Source organism: Segatella copri (assembly GCF_019249795.2).
Taxonomy (GTDB): domain Bacteria; phylum Bacteroidota; class Bacteroidia; order Bacteroidales; family Bacteroidaceae; genus Prevotella; species Prevotella copri_B.
The window spans coordinates 2,098,342-2,118,078 of sequence record NZ_CP156891.1; the positions used below are offsets into that span (position 1 = coordinate 2,098,342).

The following is a 19,737-nucleotide window of genomic DNA, read 5'->3' on the forward strand; positions in this document are numbered from 1 at the left end:
TCCCTTCGCCGATTCCAAATTTTCCCCGCCACCTTCCCGCTACTTTTCTGAAATCAGGGAAGAAACAAGGGGGCTACGGGGAAAAGTATGGGGAAAAAAGAGGAAAAACAAGCGCATATCCTTGCATAATCCGAAAATAAATCTTACCTTTGTGGCAAAACTTATTTTCTTAAAACAGACTGACAATGAATGAAGATAAAGATGAAATAAAATTCAGCTACGAAGTCTTCGACCGACAGCTCGACAACTTCTGCCGAATGCTCAGCATTCTGGTAGATGCATGGGAAGATTACAGTCCGCAGGAACTTACCTTCGATATCCGTTCGCTCTGCACCAAAGCCACCCGGCTCTGCTATATGGCAGAGAAAGATATGGTACTGCAGCACAACGACATAGCCAAACAGCGAAAGGAGCAGAACGAAACCCACGAAGTAAGCATCAGCATCATCGTAATGCAGAAGTTTACACCCCTGATGGCGCATATCATGGAAGACATGAAAAAGGGAAAACAGATAGAAGGAAAACGGATGAAAGTGGCGCCGCTGGATATGACCCGCATCCTGCCGAAGCTCAACGATTTTTTCGAAACCGATGAACTGGGCAAAGGAAGTACTATCGACGTAAACGAAGTAACCAAACTCCAGAAAGAACTGTTACGCCAGGTAAAACCCACTCATATCCCCGGCGTAAAACCCGTAGAGCGCCTTTGGAATCTCTTCCAGCTATACAGCATGGCCTGTTATCTGATGCTCCACTTCCGCCAGCTGAGCCATTTCACCAACCTCGCCATGAGCGAAGAGCAGACCACCCGCCTCTTCGAAATGTCGCTACAGGAATATCAGGAAGAACCAAAGGGCATCAGCGACATAGACCGATACTTTACAACCCTGGAATATGACAACAACGGAAAGCAGCTCTCCGTCAGCCAATTGCTGGAAGTAAGAAAAACGCTAAAAGACGAGGTACCGGAAAATCTGCGCCTCGACTTTATGAAATATATAAGAGACACCCAACTGCTGGGCGCCCAGCTTGCCCACGTCAATTTTACAGCACAAGAATATCTCAAACTGGTATCAGCCACCGTAAAATGGCACATCATCGAGCTGGAAATCTACGATTTGGAACATCCCGAAGGCATTCCGGAAACCCTTCCCAACGAGGTTTTCTACAAAGTAAAAGACGGCAAATACATCGACATGCAGAATCTGAAGGCTCAGATAGCCAATATGTTGAAATTTGTTACCCGCAAGAACCATTGGTTCTGCGTATGGTGTGTATTGAATCACAACTGCATGCTTCAGGACAACCAGAACTTCGAAGCCTTTGCCACCCAGATGATGACTCCCGAATGGTTTGGCGACATCGACGATTATCTCCATTTCTCGGGCGACAATCTCCGCGACTACCGCCGTTATTTCTCAGAGATAGATTATCCGCAATGGGAGGAAAAGAAGTTTAAGGAAATCAAGGACCTTTACAACATGACGAAATGGTCAGACAAACTCCTCAGCAAGTTCCAGCATCTCTGCATCACGATGAATGGTGTGTTTGATAAGAAAAGCCTCTGATTCAGGCTTGTTTTATGCATAAAAAACAGCTTTTAAATACCTGATTTACAAAATAATATTAAAAGTTCACAAGTTTGTGGTCCACAATCTTGTGAACTTTCATTTTTTTGCTTATCTTTGCATCCGTAATCAAGCAAAAAAACAATGGAAAAGGCATTCGTATATGGTATGTCGGTTGCCGGAAACAACTTCATCGACCGCATCAAGAAAGCCCTCATCGACAAGGAATTGATTACCCTGGAGAAGGACGGCATCTTCATTGCCGACTGTGTGTTCGAGCTTTGGTTTAAGAAGGAAATGATGTAAAATAGTACAGAATATAATCCCAAATGGCACCCAAAGGGTAGTAGCCTTGAAATTGGTAAACGTATTCTGGTCGATGTTGATAGGGAGAACGGTATAAGTATATACGTTGTTCAAATTGTTGCAATTGTTGAAAGCCATGTCACCGATACGCTCCAATGTGTATGATGTTGGGCGATTAGTAGAATGAGCAATTCTTCTTGGAGAGACAGGCATGACGGAGCTTACTTTGTTCTACACTCTTGAATGGTGGCAGTAGGCATTTCGTAACAGTGTCAAAGACGTTATCCAAAATTCTAAGACAATTGGTTGCAAGCCAAAGTAATGCGATATGCGCTTGGGCATCTTGTCTGCTTTCAGATTATGTAAACCATGTTCACATTGCCCATTGTCTGCAACTCATTGACTGTGGCATTAACCTCTACATTCAAAAGGAACAGCTTATATTATTGGACGATGAAGGACATCCGTCCCTCTTTCCCCGATAATGATAGCCACGCTTTCAACCTGTGCGCAATTGGAACGTGATAATATCTCATTCCGATTGCAGTCAGGAAGGAAGCGGTATATAGAGAAAGGTGGAAAACTCGGACGCAAGGTAGGCTCTGTAAAAACGGCAGAACAGATGAAAACCGAATATAGGGAAGTTATTAGTTTGCTCCGCAAGGGGTATTCCTTTCGGGATGTGACAAAATTGAGTGGTAAAGGGGTAAGTACCGTACAACGAGTGAAGCGATTACTAAAAGTGCAATCACCGCAATAATACTATTGATTTTACGTTCTTTTCAAAGAAAAGGGGTTGTGCTATAGTGGCTTAAAGGCTAAAAGCATTACCTTTGAATGCTGTTAAATATGGTAATGTTCAAAGTCACAATTTGTGATTTTGGAAAAATGAATATAAATATGACAGATAAAATGAAGAAAAGTATTTTTATATTGGGAGCAGTTGTGCTTATGACATCATGCTCTACAAAAAATCAGACTGAATACACAAAATACATTAGGGCAATAACCAAGGATGTACCATTTCCTGTGAATGGTTTACGCACTGTTGATGATAATATGTATGTATTTGAAGGAGTGAACAGCTGTGAGGTTCCTGATTATGAGATCAGCAAGGATGGATTGTTGACTGTAACCAGGACAACTTTGTGGAAGCTACCAAAGAATGATGTTGAAAACATTTGGCGAAATCTATATTTTAATAAAAGACAACACCGACTTGTTTGTGTTGACAGAATAAATAAGGCTGGTAAGACAATACTGGGAATAATGTATGTCATGCAGACAGAATCTAAGAAATGGCCAGAGAAAGGTGTTTATCATTGGGATGTAACTGATATGCATAATATGCAGTCTGTAGCTATATCTTTGGAGGATTTCAAGAACAAGAGCATCAGAGTGATGCAGACTGGTACTTTACCTGATGTGGAGGAAAGTCGGAAATACAATAGTTTAATATCAAAAGCTGATTCATCCTACATGCAGCAGAATTATCAAGAAGCTGAACGATACTTCACCCATGCATTTGATTTTAAGAACTACATTCGCGGCCAGCATCTCTATAATGCTGCATGTGTGGCATCACTGGCAGGTCATAAAGATGCTGCGTTCTGGTTTCTTGAGGAGAGAATGAAAGCTGAACCAGAATGGTATAGTCTGAACATAGAAACAGACAAAGATCTGCTCCCTATTCATGATGATGTGCGATGGAATGAAATCATTAATGCGATGCATGAGCGTCAGACAAGGAAAGAAGCCAACTACGATATTCCTCTCCGCAATCAACTGCTCGAAATAGCAAAGGATGACCAAGCCATTCGACAGGAATGGAGGATGACATCAAGACAGCAGCCACAAGACAAGGCAAAGATAGATTCCATTTTTTCCGTAATGGCTACGATTGACAGCGTCAACCAACAGAAGATTTTTAAAATCCTTGATTCACGTGGATTTGTTGGTAAGGACAAGGTTGGTGATGCATGTAGAGCTTATTGGCTTGTTGTTCAACATTCATCGGTCGAGATGCAAAGGAAATATCTGCCATTGTTCCTAAAGGCTGCAGAGAGAGGCGATATTCCTCGTGAGAATGTGGCGATGATGGAAGACCGTATCTGCCTTTTCGAAGGTCGTCCACAGCGATATGGCACCCAATTGGAAGAAGACAAGAACGGCAAATGGCATCTTTACAAGCTGGAGAATCCTGAGAAAGTTGACGAATACAGGAAGTCTGTAGGTATGGGAACGTTATCAGACTATCTTAAAATGATGGGAATCAAATTATGATAGACAGAGACTTGACTGAACTTTATGGAGTGGAAACCAGGGTGTTAAATCAAGCTGTAAAACGTAATATGGAGCGATTTCCCGATGATTTTCGTTTTGAATTGAGTAGAGAAGAATGTTTGAGGTCACAAATTGTGATCTCAAATGGAAGAGGCGGCAACAGCTATTCAACTTATGCTTTTACAGAGCAAGGCGTGGCAATGCTTAGTAGCGTTCTTCGTTCACAAACAGCTATTGAGGTTAATATTCAGATCATGCGAGCATTTGTTTCCATGCGTCACTTTATGGTAAACAATGCTTCTGTTTTTAGTCGTTTGGAAACGATGGAATATCATCAGTTGGAAATCCTGCAACATCAACAAGATACCGATAAGCACATTGAAGCAACCAATAAGCGCATAGACGAGGTGTTTCGCAGATTGGACGAGGGTAACGCAAAACCGAAACAAGGTGTGTTCTACGTTGTCAGAGTTAGTTAACGCCGAGGATTGCATAAAGGCTTTCCAAGGCATATATTAAATCCACTTTTAAAGTGGAGTCATAGATAAAATCATATAGAATAAAGATGAAGGAATTAGTGGGTATTATATTATTGACAGTTTTGGTAGTATTTGGTTCATGCAACTCCAATACTAATGTGTCTCTTGTGGGAACATCTCCGCAACTATTTGATGTATGCCAAGTAAGCACAGGTAATCCTGACTATAGAAATAAAGAGTTGTTTATAAACGAATTGAAAAGAAAATGTAAATATCCTATTGAGTTTCAAAAAAATAATTTGGAGGCATACGTTGCTATTGAGTACAAGACAGACCAACAAGGATATATTGTAAAAAAAAGAGTGGTTATTTGCGACAATAAAAAATTCAAAAAGATAACAATGGAAATATTCAATCAAGTTAAAACTCTCAAAATAGCCACAACAGAGAAAATAGATACAATCTACTTCCAATACAAGATACAAGGTTCACCAACTTTAATCCATTCAAAAGTAGATGTAAAGATTATCGGCTATGGCTACAATAACAAATCAATTTTAATGAAGTAACCTCTTCATAACTATCTGATTATTTGATGTTTCTGAATGCAAAGATACATTTTTTATTTCAAAGAGCACAAAAAGTCGTCCTTAAAAATGTATTTTATATTAGCCATCTAACAAATCAATGGGGCCAAACTGAAGAAACTATAGCCCCTGTTTATCCCTTCTTGCCGATGATTCTGTATTAAATAAAAAGACCAAAACACGCAGATAATCTGCGCTAATGGTATGAAAAAAGCACGTTAGCGCTGATTATCTGCATACTATACCTATATAATTATCCAAATATTGCAGACACGGAATATAATGGATAATTGGCAAGCCAATCCTGCTCTCTATAAGGTGACATGGATAGGCGCATACCTTTCAATCCCTGATTGCGCTCTACAAACACCCTCAAACTCTTAGCCTGCAAATTCTCCTCAGCCTTTACTTCTATCGGAATGATTCTTTCTTCATCCTGCACTAGAAAATCTATTTCACCACGTGAATTTTCTGCCGACCAATAATAGATAGACAAGGAAGATTTCTCCTTAAGCTGCTGCAGGACATACTGCTCTGTCAGCGCCCCCTTAAAATCTGAAAACAGCACATTTCCTTCCAGCAAGCTTTGGGCAGGAATATTGCTCATGGCTCCCATCAGTCCCACATCAGACAGGAATAACTTGAAAGCAGAAAAATCCTCGTATGCAGCCAATGGCAACAGGGCTTTCTTACAACGGTTTACCTTATAAATCAACCCTGCATCTTTCAGCCATTCGATAGCGAGTTCAAAATCCTTTGCTCTGGCTCCTTCCTTTACGGCACCATAGATGAATTTCTTGTTTTCCTTGGCAAGCTGGGATGGGATGGATTTCCATACCATTCGGATACGTGGAACTTCTATGGCCGGAGCATGTTTGGAAAAATCACGCTCATACGCTTCAAGGATTCCTTTTTGAATGCTTCTGACTTCAGACAGATTTCCCTCGCTGGCAAAAGACTGTACTACAGCCGGCATTCCCCCGACCAGATAATACTGTCGCAGGCATTCCTCAAATTTATTCCGGAACATGGTTATCATATTCCAATCCTTTGACATCAGCAGTTCTACCATACGGCTTTCACCGATTGCATCTAGAAATTCAAAGAATGTGAGGGGATATAAATGCATGAAATCTACCTTACCTACAGGAAAAGAGTCATTCTGATGCATCGCAATTCCGAGCAATGAACCTGCAGCTACGACATGATATTGAGGTGCTTTTTCTGCAAAATACTTTAATGCGGTGATACCCCTGGGTGCTTCTTGTATCTCATCAAGGATAATAAGCGTATTTTCATCAATAGAAACTCCTGTACTCCATTGTATGCTATTGATAATACGGGGAATATCAAAGTCATGTGCAAAAACTTCCCGGAGCATTTCATTGTCTTCGAAGTTTACATACGCACTACGGGTATAGGCCTCTTTGGCAAATTCCTGCATCAGCCAGGTTTTGCCAACCTGGCGGGCTCCAAGCATAATCAACGGCTTTCGGTCGTTGCTTGCTTTCCATTGATATAGGTATTTGATGGCATTTCTCTTCATAACTATCTGATTATTTGATATTTCTGAATGCAAAGATACATTTTTTATTTCAAAGAGTACAAAAAGTCGTCCTTAAAAATGTATAAAACTACAAAAAGTCGTCCTTAAAAGTGTAGAAAGTCACAAAAAGTCGTCCTTAAAAGTGTATTTTGATAAAGTATATCAAACATATAACAGAATGTTTTTCCATAACCAATCGACCTTTACTACATCCCCACTTACTCTTCCATATCGAAAAAAATATAATTTTTATTCAATACAACGATTATATTGAATATTTTTATTACCCCTAAAATCCGCAACTATCATCCAATACACGATTAAGGGTAGATTTATGAGTCGTTAGTAGCAGCTTTCAGTAAAAAGCAACAGCACAACATCAATATGTAGCCACCATCCCCTTACCCCACGATGCGACTTGAGGTAATACGCAGATTCAAACCGGAAAGAAAGGATTCTTATCCGAATTCTGTTTTGAAGGGTTTTGCATAAGCTCGGTTCTCTGTGTAGATATTCAGCACGTATTGCCTTGCAGTCATGATCCACTTGGCAGGTACGGAGATGAATCTGAAGACAAAAGCCTTTATGCGACTCGTTTTCTTGAGCCCAAAAGCCTTGGTGTCAAGCCTGCTCATGATGGTCTTGTAGAAATTGTGTATCAATGCAGTAAGCAGAAGAAAGACAGTATTCTCCGCCATGAATGACTTGGGGAGCCTGCTCCAACCGAATCCGTTGTTCATGTCGTCAAAGATACGTTCCTTGCCGCCACGCAGATTGTAGAATTCAACAATGTCCCTTGTCGATGACTTGTAATCGTTGGTCAGAATACAACGGTAAGTGTATTCGCTTTCCCACAGGTCAAGGTCGCCACTGTTGCGTCTTTGTCTCTGGATGACAAGACGATAGCACTTGCCTTCCCATTTCTCAACGAGAATGGAATTGAGTTCGAACTGGATGCCGTTAATCTCCTCCGTCTTCCATCCTCTCAGAGCAAAGATGTCATTGTAGAGCGAACTGCATCGGTTGGCACGGATGTAGAAATGTTTGCAATGCTTCTCTATCTCACTGACGATTTCCTTCGAGCAGGAACCGCAGTCTGCCCTGAAGCGATTTACACGGATGTTCTGGGATTCCAGAAGAGCGAAGAATCTCTTATGGGTGTCTGCCTGATGAAAACGCACATTCGTGTTACCATCGCTGTTCTCGATATAGACTATCTTGTCACCGATAACATATACGCCAGGCCTGTAGCCGAGGAACTTTTTGTAGGTCGGTTTTGCATCATACTTCTCCGTTTCAAGGAACTGATGGTCAAAGTCAACATCGTATTCCTCAATTTCCTTCAACTCGCCTGTAGAAACCAAAGCGTTTATAAGCAATGTGTTGAGTTTGTCTGCAGTATTGAAATCATAGGTCTTGCCTTGGTCGGAAGTATAGGAGATGTTTTCCTGTGTCAGTTCCTTGATGGCTCTGAGGATGGTATCAGAGCTGCATGTACGAAGGGTAGGATGATACGAGAGATGGCGCATCAGTTGTGACGTTACATCTTCCACGCATGAGCCGCCACAGAAATAAACGCTCATCAGCGAACGGACTATCTCGCTGAACTGATATCCGAAGATACTGCTGCATCTCTGACCCAGTGTTGAGTCGATAACGGGTGAAAGCATGGAGTCAAATTTCTCCATGATTGAAAAAATTCCTCCAAAAGGTGTGAGTTTCTCAGATTTAATTTGTATTTTTGCCATGTCATATTAGAGTTTTGCTTGTTTTCTTTTTGCAACACTAAGATAAGTGAAAATTCTGACATGGCAAAATCCTGGGCAACTTTTTGTTGCTCAGGAACTTATAAATAAAGTTAAATTATAGTGTTGCGGAATTAAGGAAAGTTAAAAAATCCTCCAACTTTTGTTAGATATATTTTTTTTGTGTAATTTTGTAATCATTATGCGGCAGTAATAATATACATATTAATACGAGTTAGTAATCCTGTAGTTCTCACATGCTACGAGGAGGTATTAAAAGGTGCGTTTCGACAACGCATCTAATGTAGTATATTATTGCTTAATCCAAATCAATAGTTCGTTAATAATTCAATAATGTGCTAAGCAGCTATACGCTGTAAGCACGAGAGATCTTTGAAAATCTTGCTAATTAAAGTTCGGTTCGGGGTGTACCCGCTTGCTTTAAAAATTCGTTTCACCAGATAAATGTTGGTCATCAGTGACTTGAATGAAGACATAGAATATTCCATTCCCATCTCCTTCATAGTTACCTTGGCAACATTTAGTGATGTGAACGAAGCATTGAAAGCAAAATCGAGTTTCCACTTATCGCGAGCCTGGCAGTCCATAAGACCAGTATAGCCTTTGGCGTCACGAAAGCAAAATTCGATCTGGAACCTGGTTCTATAATAAAGAAGTACCTCTTCACCCGAAAGTGAGGTGTCTGTAGAGAAGAATAGTTTCTTCTTGCCATTCGGCATCTGCCAGATGACAAGTCTAACTTTACACTTGAGTGCCTTGGAATAGGCAATCAAAGTATAAGCTGTTCCTTCTATATCTTTCATCTCCATCTTCTCCATTCGAGTGAGGTCAAGATTCTTCATATCAATCTTGCCATCCTTGGTCTTGGGGCGACCACGTTTTCCAGTACGTGGACCAGCATAGACATAAAAGAGACAAGCATTGTCACGAAAGCGGCTTATCAAAGAGAACCCTTCTTTCTTTATCCCATTAACAAATGTACTTGTAGAGAAGTAAGCATCTGCAACTATGAGGGTTGAGAGTTTGAGAAGTTCCTTGCGGTAACGCTTAATGACGCTGATATAGAAATCTACCATAGTCTTGTTTCTAAGACTCAGTTCTTTATTACTTGGCGACTGGTGTGCTTTTAACATCATGCAGTCTTTGGCATCAATATCAATGAGGCCAATACCCATGATTTCGAGACCATGTTTAACAGACTGTGCACATCCCGACCAAAAACGACCGATATGTGGAGTCTTCTTGCCAGCTTTGCTGATGTAGCTGGGATCAATGGCAATAGCCCATCTTCCCTGTTTACCAAAGAAGCGCTTGGCAAGTGAGACATTAAGTTTGAGCCAGTCAATGCTTTTCGACTTTTTTAAGCCGAATGCGTTGCGATAGGTTTGCTCAACATGCGAGCCATACCTCCCCATTTGGGTGAAATTTATCTTTCTTGGTATTACCATGAACAAAATTATCACCTCGATGAGTATTTTCTCGAAACTTTTTGTTAACTTTGCAGCCGAATCTTCAACTGCATCTTTAAAGATATCCATATATTGGTCAAGTCCTGTATTCATATAATTTTGCGTTTGTCGTGATTTGCAAAGTTACTGAAAACCAGTGACTTGACCAACTTTTTATAGTTAAGTTTTCATAAGCATTTCTTAATATAAGTTATTGATTTATAGACGATTAAATGTTAATTTAACGCAGTATTGCAAATGAATATTATAAATTTAGGAATTCTTGCTCACATTGATGCAGGAAAAACTTCCGTAACCGAGAATCTGCTGTTTGCCAGTGGAGCAACGGAAAAGTGCGGCCGTGTGGATAATGGTGACACCATAACAGACTCTATGGATATAGAGAAACGTAGAGGAATTACTGTCCGGGCTTCTACGACATCTATTATCTGGAACGGGGTGAAATGCAATATCATTGACACTCCGGGACACATGGATTTTATTGCGGAAGTGGAGCGGACATTCAAAATGCTTGATGGAGCAGTCCTCATCTTATCCGCAAAGGAAGGCATACAAGCGCAGACAAAGTTGCTGTTCAATACTTTACAGAAGCTGCAAATCCCGACAATTATATTTATCAATAAGATTGACCGTGCCGGTGTGAATTTGGAGCGTTTGTATCTGGATATAAAAACAAATCTGTCGCAAGATGTCCTGTGTATGCAAACTGTTGTCGATGGATCGGTTTATCCAGTTTGCTCCCAAACATATATAAAGGAAGAATACAAAGAATTTGTATGCGACCATGACGACAACATATTGGAACGATATTTGGCGGATAGCGAAATTTCACCGGCTGATTATTGGAATACGATAATCGCTCTTGTGGCAAAAGCCAAAGTCTATCCGGTACTACATGGATCAGCAATGTTCAATATCGGTATCAATGAGTTGTTGGACGCCATCTCTTCTTTTATACTTCCTCCGGCATCGGTCTCAAACAGACTATCAGCTTATCTCTATAAGATAGAGCATGACCCCAAAGGACATAAAAGAAGTTTTCTAAAAATAATTGACGGAAGTCTGAGACTTCGAGACGTTGTAAGAATCAATGATTCGGAAAAATTCATCAAGATTAAAAATCTAAAAACTATTTATCAGGGCAGAGAGATAAATGTTGATGAAGTGGGTGCCAATGATATCGCGATTGTAGAAGATATGGAAGATTTTCGAATCGGAGATTATTTAGGCGCTAAACCTTGTTTGATTCAAGGATTATCTCATCAGCATCCCGCTCTCAAATCCTCCGTCCGACCAGACAAGCCCGAAGAGAGAAGCAAGGTGATATCCGCTCTGAATACATTGTGGATTGAAGACCCGTCTTTGTCCTTTTCCATAAACTCATATAGTGATGAATTGGAAATCTCGTTATATGGTTTGACCCAAAAGGAAATCATACAGACATTGCTGGAAGAACGATTTTCCGTAAAGGTCCATTTTGATGAGATCAAGACTATCTACAAAGAACGACCTGTAAAAAAGGTCAATAAGATTATTCAGATCGAAGTGCCACCCAACCCTTATTGGGCCACAATAGGGCTGACGCTTGAACCCTTGCCGTTAGGGACAGGGTTGCAAATCGAAAGTGACATCTCCTATGGTTATCTGAACCATTCTTTTCAAAATGCCGTTTTTGAAGGGATTCGTATGTCTTGCCAATCTGGTTTACATGGATGGGAAGTGACTGATCTGAAAGTAACTTTTACTCAAGCCGAGTATTATAGCCCGGTAAGTACACCTGCTGATTTCAGACAGCTGACCCCTTATGTCTTCAGGCTGGCCTTGCAACAGTCAGGTGTGGACATTCTCGAACCGATGCTCTATTTTGAGTTGCAGATACCCCAAGCGGCAAGTTCCAAAGCTATTACAGATTTGCAAAAACTGATGTCTGAGATTGAAGACATCAGTTGCAATAATGAGTGGTGTCATATTAAAGGGAAAGTTCCATTAAATACAAGTAAAGACTACGCCTCAGAAGTAAGTTCATACACTAAGGGCTTAGGCGTTTTTATGGTTAAGCCATGTGGGTATCAAATAACAAAAGGCGATTATTCTGATAATATCCGCATGAACGAAAAAGATAAACTTTTATTCATGTTTCAAAAATCAATGTCATCAAAATAATGGAGCGGTCAGGAAATTTCTATAAGGCAATACGGTTGGGATATATACTTATCTCCATTCTTATCGGATGTATGGATAAACTGTTAAAGGAAATGGGCTGTACTCCGCAAGAGATAGAGGAAGGGCGGATAAAGTTTGAGTATCAGGGAATCTTCTTTTTGATGGAAGCAATTAATGAATGTAAGTTCATAAACCTGATATGGCCTTGGTTCCATAGCTTTTCCAAATTCGACATTGATGAGTTTGCTAGGGTACGTCAGGTGGTGAATGACATTAATGCAAAAGGATCTGTCTCCGTAATATATGGAATTACTGATTCTGATGACGTGGCTGTACATATAAAGAAGAATTTACTGCTAGTTCCGCAGATACCAGACCTGGAGGACTATATGAAGCTTACTTTAGATAGTTTCTTCAGAACAGCTAGAACATTGGACATAGAGATTGAAAAATGCAGATTTCAGGTTACCTTTGCGATGTAGAAAAGGAAGAGCCGGCAGGCTCCTAACCACATACCGGTGAGGAGTGGTGAAGAGTGGGTGAAGAGTGAACAAAAACTCTTCACCACGCCAAATGCCTTGTTTATAGGCATTTACAAAGGAAAGGTGAAGAGTGAAGAGTTTCAGGCTCTTCGCTGTAATAAAAAATATAAGGAATAATGGACATTAAAGGTATTTATCATGCTGACGCCAATCGCTATAGCGATGCAGAAGCGCTCTACAAGAGATGCGGCAAGAGTGGTATCTTGCTGCCTAAAATAAGTTTGGGATTCTGGCACAACTTCGGAGAGGTAGATTCTTACGAAAGAAGTCGTGCCATCACTCACTATGCCTTCGACCATGGTATCACCCACTTCGACCTGGCTAACAACTATGGACCTCCATACGGAAGTGCAGAGGAAACAATGGGCAGACTGATGAAAGATGATTTCAAGCCCTATCGCGATGAACTCTTTATCTCAACCAAAGCAGGTTATGATATGTGGGAAGGTCCTTACGGCAACTGGGGTTCACGTAAGTATCTGATGGCCAGTCTGAATCAGAGTCTCAAGAGAATGAATCTCGAGTATGTTGACCTCTTCTACAGCCACCGCTACGATCCGAACACACCGCTCGAAGAAACCCTTCAAGCCATGGTAGACATCGTGAAGCAAGGCAAAGCTCTTTATCTCGGCATCAGCCGCTGGCCACTGGAAGCCCTGAAGTTTGCTGACCAATATCTGAAGGAGCGCGACTGTCCGCTGCTCATTTTCCAGGACAGACTCAACATGCTCGACCATGCGCCACAAGAGAATGGAACCTTAGATTATTGCGCAGAAAACGGCATCGGTTTCATCTCGTTCTCACCCCTGGCACAGGGACTTCTCACCGACCGATATCTCAACGGAATACCGGCAGACAGCCGTATGGCAAAAGAGCATTTTCTGAAACACTCTGCTCTAACTCCAGAACTGCTGGAACAGCTCAAGAAATGGAACGCAGAAGCAGGAGAAAGAGACGAAACACTCGCCGAAATGGCACTTGCCTGGATATTGCAGCAGAAAGGTGTAACCAGCGTATTGGTAGGAGCCAGCTCTACCGCCCAGCTGGAAAAGAACATGAAGTGTGTGCATGCTAAGACATTAAATTCATAAAAAACTTGCATTTTATTTTGTTATGTGCCAAAATAAATGTAATTTTGCACCTTGAATAGGGTTACACCTTATTATATTTAAGAAAAGAAACATAATTATTAGATAAAACAATGGAATACAACTTCAGAGAAATCGAGAAGAAATGGCACCAGAAATGGGTCGAGAACAAGACCTACAAGGTGACAGAGGATGAAAACAAGAAGAAATTCTATGTGCTCAACATGTTCCCTTATCCATCAGGAGCAGGTTTGCACGTAGGTCACCCACTTGGTTATATCGCTAGCGATATCTATGCACGCTACAAGCGTTTGAACGGATTTAACGTACTGAACCCTATGGGTTACGATGCTTACGGATTGCCTGCTGAGCAGTATGCTATCCAGACCGGTCAGCACCCAGAGGTTACTACCGTAGCCAACATCAACCGCTACCGCGAGCAGCTCGACAAGATTGGCTTCTGCTTCGATTGGGACCGTGAGGTTCGTACCTGCGACCCTAAGTATTACCATTGGACTCAGTGGGCTTTCCAGAAGATGTTCAACTCATTCTTCTGCAACAGCTGCCAGAAGGCTCAGCCTATCGAAAAGCTCATCAAGCGCTTCGAGGAGAAGGGTTCTGCTGACTTGAACGTGGCTCAGAACGAGCAGATTGACTTCACTGCCGAGGAGTGGAACAGCTACGACGACGTGAAGAAGCAGCAGATTCTGATGAACTACCGCATCGCTTACCTCGGCGAAACCATGGTTAACTGGTGCCCAGGCCTGGGTACTGTGCTTGCCAACGACGAGGTAGTAAACGGCGTAAGTGAGCGTGGCGGTTATCCTGTCATCCAGAAGAAGATGCAGCAGTGGTGCCTGAGAACATCTGCTTACTCTCAGCGTCTGCTCGACGGTTTGGAGACCATCCAGTGGAGCGACAGTATCAAGGAAACCCAGAAAAACTGGATTGGCCGTTCTGAGGGTACAGAAGTTGAATTCTCTGTAAAGGACAGCGACGTGAAGTTCACCATCTTCACCACCCGTGCCGATACCATGTTTGGTGTAACCTTCATGGTTCTGGCTCCAGAGAGCGAATATGTCCAGCAGGTAACTACTGCCGAGCAGAAGGAAGAGGTAGAGAAATATCTCGACTACGTGAAGAAACGTACTGAGTTGGACCGTATGGCTAACCACAGCGTAACCGGTGTATTCTCAGGAAGCTACGCCATCAACCCATTCACTGGCGAGGCAATCCCAGTATGGATTTCAGAATATGTATTGGCAGGATATGGTACAGGTGCCATCATGGCTGTGCCAGCTCACGATAGCCGTGACTACGCCTTCGCCAAGCACTTCAACCTGCCTATCATTCCTCTTATCAAGGGTGCTGATGTTTCAGAGGAGAGCTTCGATGCCAAGGAAGGCATCGTAACCAACTCACCTGTAGCAGGCAAGAGCAGCATGGATGGCTTCTCTCTGAACGGACTCACCGTGAAGGAGGCTATCGCAGCTACCAAGAAATTTGTTACCGAGAAGGGCATCGGCCGAGTAAAGGTAAACTATCGTCTCCGCGACGCCATCTTCTCCCGTCAGCGCTACTGGGGCGAGCCATTCCCTGTATATTACAAGGACGGAATGCCACAGATGGTTCCAGAGGAGTGCTTGCCACTCGAATTGCCTGAGATTGAGACCTATAAGCCAACAGAAACTGGCGAGCCACCATTGGGCAGAGCCAAAAAGTGGGCTTGGGATGCCGAGAAGAAAGAGGTGGTTGACAAGAGCCTCGTAGATAACAAGACCGTATTCCCACTGGAACTCAACACCATGCCAGGTTTCGCAGGTTCATCTGCTTACTACCTGCGCTATATGGATCCTCACAACGATGAGGCACTCGTAGGCAAGAAGGCTGATGAGTACTGGCAGAACGTGGACCTCTACGTAGGTGGTTGCGAGCATGCTACCGGTCACTTGATTTATTCCCGTTTCTGGAACAAGTTCCTGTTCGACCTCGGCGTAAGCTGCAAGGAAGAGCCATTCCAGAAGCTGGTGAACCAGGGCATGATTCAGGGCCGTTCTAACTTCGTTTACCGCATCAACAGCGATGACCACGACAAGGCTCCTGTATTCGTAAGTTTGAATCTGAAGAAGGATTACGACGTAACTCCTATCCACGTAGATGTAAACATCGTAAGCAACGATGTTTTGGATATCGAGGCATTCAAGGCTTGGCGCCCTGAGTATCAGAACGCTGAGTTCATCCTGGAAGATGGCAAGTACATCTGCGGATGGGCTATCGAGAAGATGTCTAAGAGTATGTTCAACGTGGTAAATCCAGATATGATTGTTGAGAAGTATGGTGCTGATACCCTGCGTCTCTACGAAATGTTCCTGGGTCCTGTAGAGGCAAGCAAGCCTTGGGATACCAATGGTATCGACGGTTGCCACCGCTTCCTGAAGAAGTTCTGGAGTCTGTTCTACGAGAACCGTACCGACAACTTCCTTCCTTCAGCCGACGAGGCAGCGAAGCCAGAGAGCCTGAAGAGCGTTCACAAGCTCATCAAGAAGGTAAGCGAGGATATCGAGAAGTTCTCTTACAACACTTCTATCTCAGCCTTCATGATTGCCGTGAACGAACTCGGTCAGCAGAAGTGCCGCAACAAGGAACTGCTCACAGACCTCGTCATCCTCATCGCTCCATTCGCTCCACACATCGCAGAAGAGTTGTGGGCAGCACTTGGCGAGCAGGGCAGCGTTTGCGATGCAGCATGGCCTAAGTATGATGAGCAGTATCTGAAGGAGAACGATATGCAGCTCACTATTTCCTTCAATGGTAAAGCTCGTTTCCAGATGACTTTCCCTGTAGATACTCCTAACGAGGAAATCCAGAAGCAGGTATTGGCAGACGAGAAGAGCCAGAAGTACTTGGAAGGATTCAACGTGTTGAAGGTGATCATCGTACCAAAGAAGATTGTCAACGTTGTGTTGAAAAAGTAATTATTGATAATATACAGAAGGTCGTCTCATCTAAAAATGGGCGACCTTCTGTGCTTTAAAAATACGAGGAAAATATTATGCAAATAGCAATCAGTCAAACAATTAAGAATGAGTGCAAGGATTATTTCTACATCACCCTTGGACTCTTGCTTTACACATTTGGATGGACCATCTTTCTGCTTCCATACCAGATAGTAACGGGTGGCGTAACGGGTATCGCAGCCGTGATTTACTACGGCACGGGGATACCTATCTATTTGTCTTATTTTCTCATCAATGCCGCCTTGCTGCTTGCCGCGCTGAAGATACTGGGATTCAAATTCATGGTGAAGACCATCTATGCCATCATCATGCTCTCCCTATTCCTGGCTCTGGCGCAAGACTGGATGATAGGTGAAGATGGCAAGATGGTACAGATATTGGGAGAGGGACAGGACTTCATGTCGCTCATCATCGGCTGTCTGTTTACGGGCTTATCACTCGCCATCGTCTTTCTGCATAATGGAAGTACAGGTGGAACGGATATCATTGCTGCCATCGTCAACAAATATCACAACATCTCGCTGGGCCGTGTGCTCATCTTCGTGGATCTCCTCATCGTGGGCAGTTCATTCTTCGTCTTCAATGCGAAACCAGAGTTTACCACGATAGACGCTGTTAGAAAGGTAGTATTCGGTCTCTGTACGATGGTGATAGAAAACCTGGTACTCGACTATGTGATGAATGCCAAGCGAGAAAGTGTGCAGTTTATGATATTCAGCAAGAAATATCAGGAGATAGCCAATGCCATCGGTATGCAGATGGATCATGGCGTAACCATTCTCGATGGCCATGGCTGGTACACGGGAAACGAGATGAAGGTGCTCTGTATCCTAGCAAAGAAGAACGAAAGCGTCACCATCTTCCGTATCGTCAAGATCATCGACCCAAATGCCTTTGTAAGTCAGAGTTCCGTAATCGGTGTGTATGGCGAGGGATTTGATGAGATGAAGGTGAAAATCAAAGATAAAGACATTAAAACAATTAAAAGTTAAAAGTTTATAGCGGCTTTGCCGTATAGCAAGAAGCACTATTGCAAGAATGCCCTATAAACTATTAACTATAAATTATAAACTTATGAAAAGGATAGTTTTTGCAACAAATAACCAGCATAAACTCCAGGAGATTCGCGACATCCTGGGCAGCGACTACGAGGTAGTATCGCTGAAGGAGATAGGATGCGATGTGGATATTCCTGAAACAGGCAACACATTGGAAGAGAATGCCTTGCAGAAGGCGCAGTATGTTTATGACCATTACCACGTAAGTTGCTTTGCCGATGATACCGGTCTAGAGGTAGAGGCACTTGATGGTGCCCCTGGCGTTCACAGTGCCCGCTATGCCGAGGGTACCGACCACGACAGTGAGGCTAACATGGCTAAGCTGTTGAGAGAACTGGATGGTAAGGAAAACCGTCAGGCCCGTTTCCGCACCGTTATCTGCTACATCGAGAAGCAGGATGTATGTCCTTGCGGCTGCACCAGCATCAAGAAAATTCACCAGTTCGAAGGTATCGTAAACGGCTATATCGCCACCGAGAAGCATGGTATCGAAGGCTTCGGCTACGACCCAATCTTCGTTCCGGAAGAATATGACCAGAGTTTTGCTGAGCTGGGTGAGGAAATCAAGAACGGCATCAGCCACAGAGCCAGAGCCGTGGCTAAATTGGTAGAGTATTTGAAAAAGAAATAAGATTTATTCTTGTTCAATACAGAATAGAATAACATTATAACAAAGAAAAGGCATCATGATCAGGACACTCAATTCCCTGCGATTCATTCTTATCCTAATGATTGTGATTTCGCATTCCACCCTACCCATATCCCAAGATTTAATCAATTACTTGGGCGAGTTTCCTGTTGCCATTTTCTTTGTTATCAGTGGTTTTGTACTCTCTTTAAGCAAAGGAGAAAAACTACAGAAAGAAGTATTGGGAAACAGAAATTTTTTCCTTTCCCGTATCATCAAACTCTATCCTCTTCATATTCTGATTCTCGCCATTCTCATATTAATGGATTGGCGATTAGGGCGTATATTACCATGGTATCAGATTCTATCCCATTCGCTGTTGATACAAACCTGGTATCCGGCACATGACTTTATGGCTCATCTCAATGCAGCTACATGGTTTATTTCTGATCTTATCTTCTTCTATCTTATATTTAAGTATTTATACGCTTGGATTATGCGACATTCCTGGTTATACTTATTAGCAACAATAAGTATATATATGACAGTTTATATCAGTATCTCGCTCTGTGCACAAGCAGATTATTCAGCCGGCTACATTTATGCCCACCCATTATTCAGAATGATAGATTTCATGATAGGTATCCTTTTATATAAAGTATGCAGATCAGAAAAAGGTAAAAAAATAGCAGATAAGATAACAAACTCAACTTCTTTCTGGCAAGTAAACCTATCGGATATGGGAGTGGTATTGCTGTTTATCGCAATGTATTTCCTATCAATCCATTGCAATCCGAACATTCGCTGTGCCATTATTTATTGGATACCATCAGCCATAACCGTGTTCTATTTTACAGCAAGAGATCAAGGTAAAGGTTGTTTTATTAGGATATTCCATAATAAACTCTTGCTATGGCTAGGCAGCATCAGTTTTGAAATATTTCTCTGTCATAATCTCTGCTTTCGCATCATACAGAGTATATTTCTTAAACGATATGGAGAAGGAAATCCACATCAAGAATTCCAATTCATCCTATCCCTCGCTTTTATTATCCTCACAGCATGGATAGCAAAGAAAGCCATCGTTTCACCCATCCAGCATCAACTTCAAAAATATCTATAAGTATCTGTTTATAAAAACAATAAATAGTTATATTTGCAGTTAATATAGTATTAGGCTTTTAAATAATAGCCAATGAAGACTATAACAATATTATTATATTCAGAACTTTATGAA

The 19,737-nt window shown here is 42.2% G+C and carries 16 protein-coding genes and 2 pseudogenes; 14 read left to right on the top strand and 4 right to left on the bottom strand.

From position 1 onward, the window contains the following. The first annotated feature begins 185 nt into the window (after nucleotides 1-185). Both KUA48_RS08890 and KUA48_RS08895 read left to right on the top strand, forming a co-directional pair. Complete coding sequence (locus KUA48_RS08890) at nucleotides 186-1,568, top strand: hypothetical protein (protein ID WP_218433634.1); 1,383 nt, start codon at nucleotides 186-188, stop codon at nucleotides 1,566-1,568. A gap of 144 nt (nucleotides 1,569-1,712) precedes the next feature. Then, a complete protein-coding gene (locus KUA48_RS08895; RefSeq protein WP_181993618.1) occupies nucleotides 1,713-1,874 on the top strand; it encodes a hypothetical protein in 162 nt (53 codons plus the stop codon). 231 nt (nucleotides 1,875-2,105) lie between these two features. Here KUA48_RS08895 and KUA48_RS08900 read toward each other — a convergent pair whose 3' ends face one another. Further along, nucleotides 2,106-2,216, bottom strand: a complete 111-nt coding sequence (locus tag KUA48_RS08900; RefSeq protein WP_228112404.1) for an Abi family protein — start codon at nucleotides 2,214-2,216, stop codon at nucleotides 2,106-2,108. Nucleotides 2,217-2,263: 47 nt separating this feature from the next. Here KUA48_RS08900 and KUA48_RS08905 point away from each other — a divergent pair. From KUA48_RS08905 to KUA48_RS08920, 4 genes and pseudogenes are all read left to right on the top strand, one after another. After that, nucleotides 2,264-2,634 (top strand): annotated as a pseudogene (locus KUA48_RS08905) (DNA resolvase); the annotation flags it as partial. A gap of 299 nt (nucleotides 2,635-2,933) precedes the next feature. After that, complete coding sequence (locus KUA48_RS08910; RefSeq protein WP_256624507.1) at nucleotides 2,934-4,157, top strand: DUF6624 domain-containing protein; 1,224 nt, start codon at nucleotides 2,934-2,936, stop codon at nucleotides 4,155-4,157. Continuing rightward, a complete protein-coding gene (locus KUA48_RS08915) occupies nucleotides 4,154-4,636 on the top strand; it encodes an ORF6N domain-containing protein (RefSeq protein WP_218433636.1) in 483 nt (160 codons plus the stop codon). The genes KUA48_RS08910 and KUA48_RS08915 overlap by 4 nt, the downstream gene beginning before the upstream one ends. Before the next feature lie 86 nt (nucleotides 4,637-4,722). Next, nucleotides 4,723-5,205, top strand: coding sequence for an energy transducer TonB (locus KUA48_RS08920; protein WP_118201342.1), 483 nt, complete (start codon nucleotides 4,723-4,725; stop codon nucleotides 5,203-5,205). Between the two features lie 271 nt (nucleotides 5,206-5,476). Here KUA48_RS08920 and KUA48_RS08925 read toward each other — a convergent pair whose 3' ends face one another. The 3 genes from KUA48_RS08925 to KUA48_RS08935 all read right to left on the bottom strand — a co-directional run bounded on the left by KUA48_RS08925 (nucleotide 5,477) and on the right by KUA48_RS08935 (nucleotide 10,097). After that, complete coding sequence (locus KUA48_RS08925) at nucleotides 5,477-6,769, bottom strand: ATP-binding protein (protein ID WP_118065475.1); 1,293 nt, start codon at nucleotides 6,767-6,769, stop codon at nucleotides 5,477-5,479. A gap of 458 nt (nucleotides 6,770-7,227) precedes the next feature. Further along, entirely contained in the window at nucleotides 7,228-8,517 is a 1,290-nt protein-coding gene (locus KUA48_RS08930) for an IS1380-like element IS612 family transposase (RefSeq protein WP_218433801.1), read from the bottom strand. A 356-nt stretch (nucleotides 8,518-8,873) separates the two neighbouring features. Then, on the bottom strand, nucleotides 8,874-10,097 hold the full coding sequence (locus KUA48_RS08935; protein WP_369503210.1) for a transposase: 1,224 nt from the start codon (nucleotides 10,095-10,097) through the stop codon (nucleotides 8,874-8,876). A gap of 144 nt (nucleotides 10,098-10,241) precedes the next feature. Here KUA48_RS08935 and tet(Q) point away from each other — a divergent pair, with 144 nt between their 5' ends. The 8 genes and pseudogenes from tet(Q) (at nucleotide 10,242) to KUA48_RS08970 (ending at nucleotide 19,623) form a co-directional block, all read left to right on the top strand. After that, nucleotides 10,242-12,167: a tetracycline resistance ribosomal protection protein Tet(Q) gene (gene tet(Q), locus KUA48_RS08940; RefSeq protein ID WP_117859267.1), complete on the top strand. Its 1,926-nt coding sequence runs from the start codon at nucleotides 10,242-10,244 to the stop codon at nucleotides 12,165-12,167. Further along, nucleotides 12,167-12,241: pseudogene (locus KUA48_RS15720) on the top strand (two component system sensor kinase); the annotation flags it as partial. The gene tet(Q) and the pseudogene KUA48_RS15720, both read left to right, overlap by 1 nt. Beyond that, nucleotides 12,239-12,649, top strand: coding sequence for a hypothetical protein (locus tag KUA48_RS08945; protein ID WP_218433724.1), 411 nt, complete (start codon nucleotides 12,239-12,241; stop codon nucleotides 12,647-12,649). The pseudogene KUA48_RS15720 and the gene KUA48_RS08945, both read left to right, overlap by 3 nt. A gap of 176 nt (nucleotides 12,650-12,825) precedes the next feature. Then, entirely contained in the window at nucleotides 12,826-13,800 is a 975-nt protein-coding gene (locus KUA48_RS08950; RefSeq protein WP_117728247.1) for an aldo/keto reductase, read from the top strand. A gap of 110 nt (nucleotides 13,801-13,910) precedes the next feature. Continuing rightward, nucleotides 13,911-16,772, top strand: coding sequence for a leucine--tRNA ligase (gene leuS / locus KUA48_RS08955; protein ID WP_218433717.1), 2,862 nt, complete (start codon nucleotides 13,911-13,913; stop codon nucleotides 16,770-16,772). A gap of 77 nt (nucleotides 16,773-16,849) precedes the next feature. Then, on the top strand, nucleotides 16,850-17,806 hold the full coding sequence (locus tag KUA48_RS08960) for a YitT family protein (protein WP_006848224.1): 957 nt from the start codon (nucleotides 16,850-16,852) through the stop codon (nucleotides 17,804-17,806). An 82-nt stretch (nucleotides 17,807-17,888) separates the two neighbouring features. Further along, entirely contained in the window at nucleotides 17,889-18,503 is a 615-nt protein-coding gene (locus tag KUA48_RS08965) for a non-canonical purine NTP diphosphatase (RefSeq protein ID WP_153087530.1), read from the top strand. 55 nt (nucleotides 18,504-18,558) lie between these two features. Next, entirely contained in the window at nucleotides 18,559-19,623 is a 1,065-nt protein-coding gene (locus tag KUA48_RS08970) for an acyltransferase (RefSeq protein ID WP_218433719.1), read from the top strand. The last annotated feature ends 114 nt before the right edge of the window (nucleotides 19,624-19,737 follow it).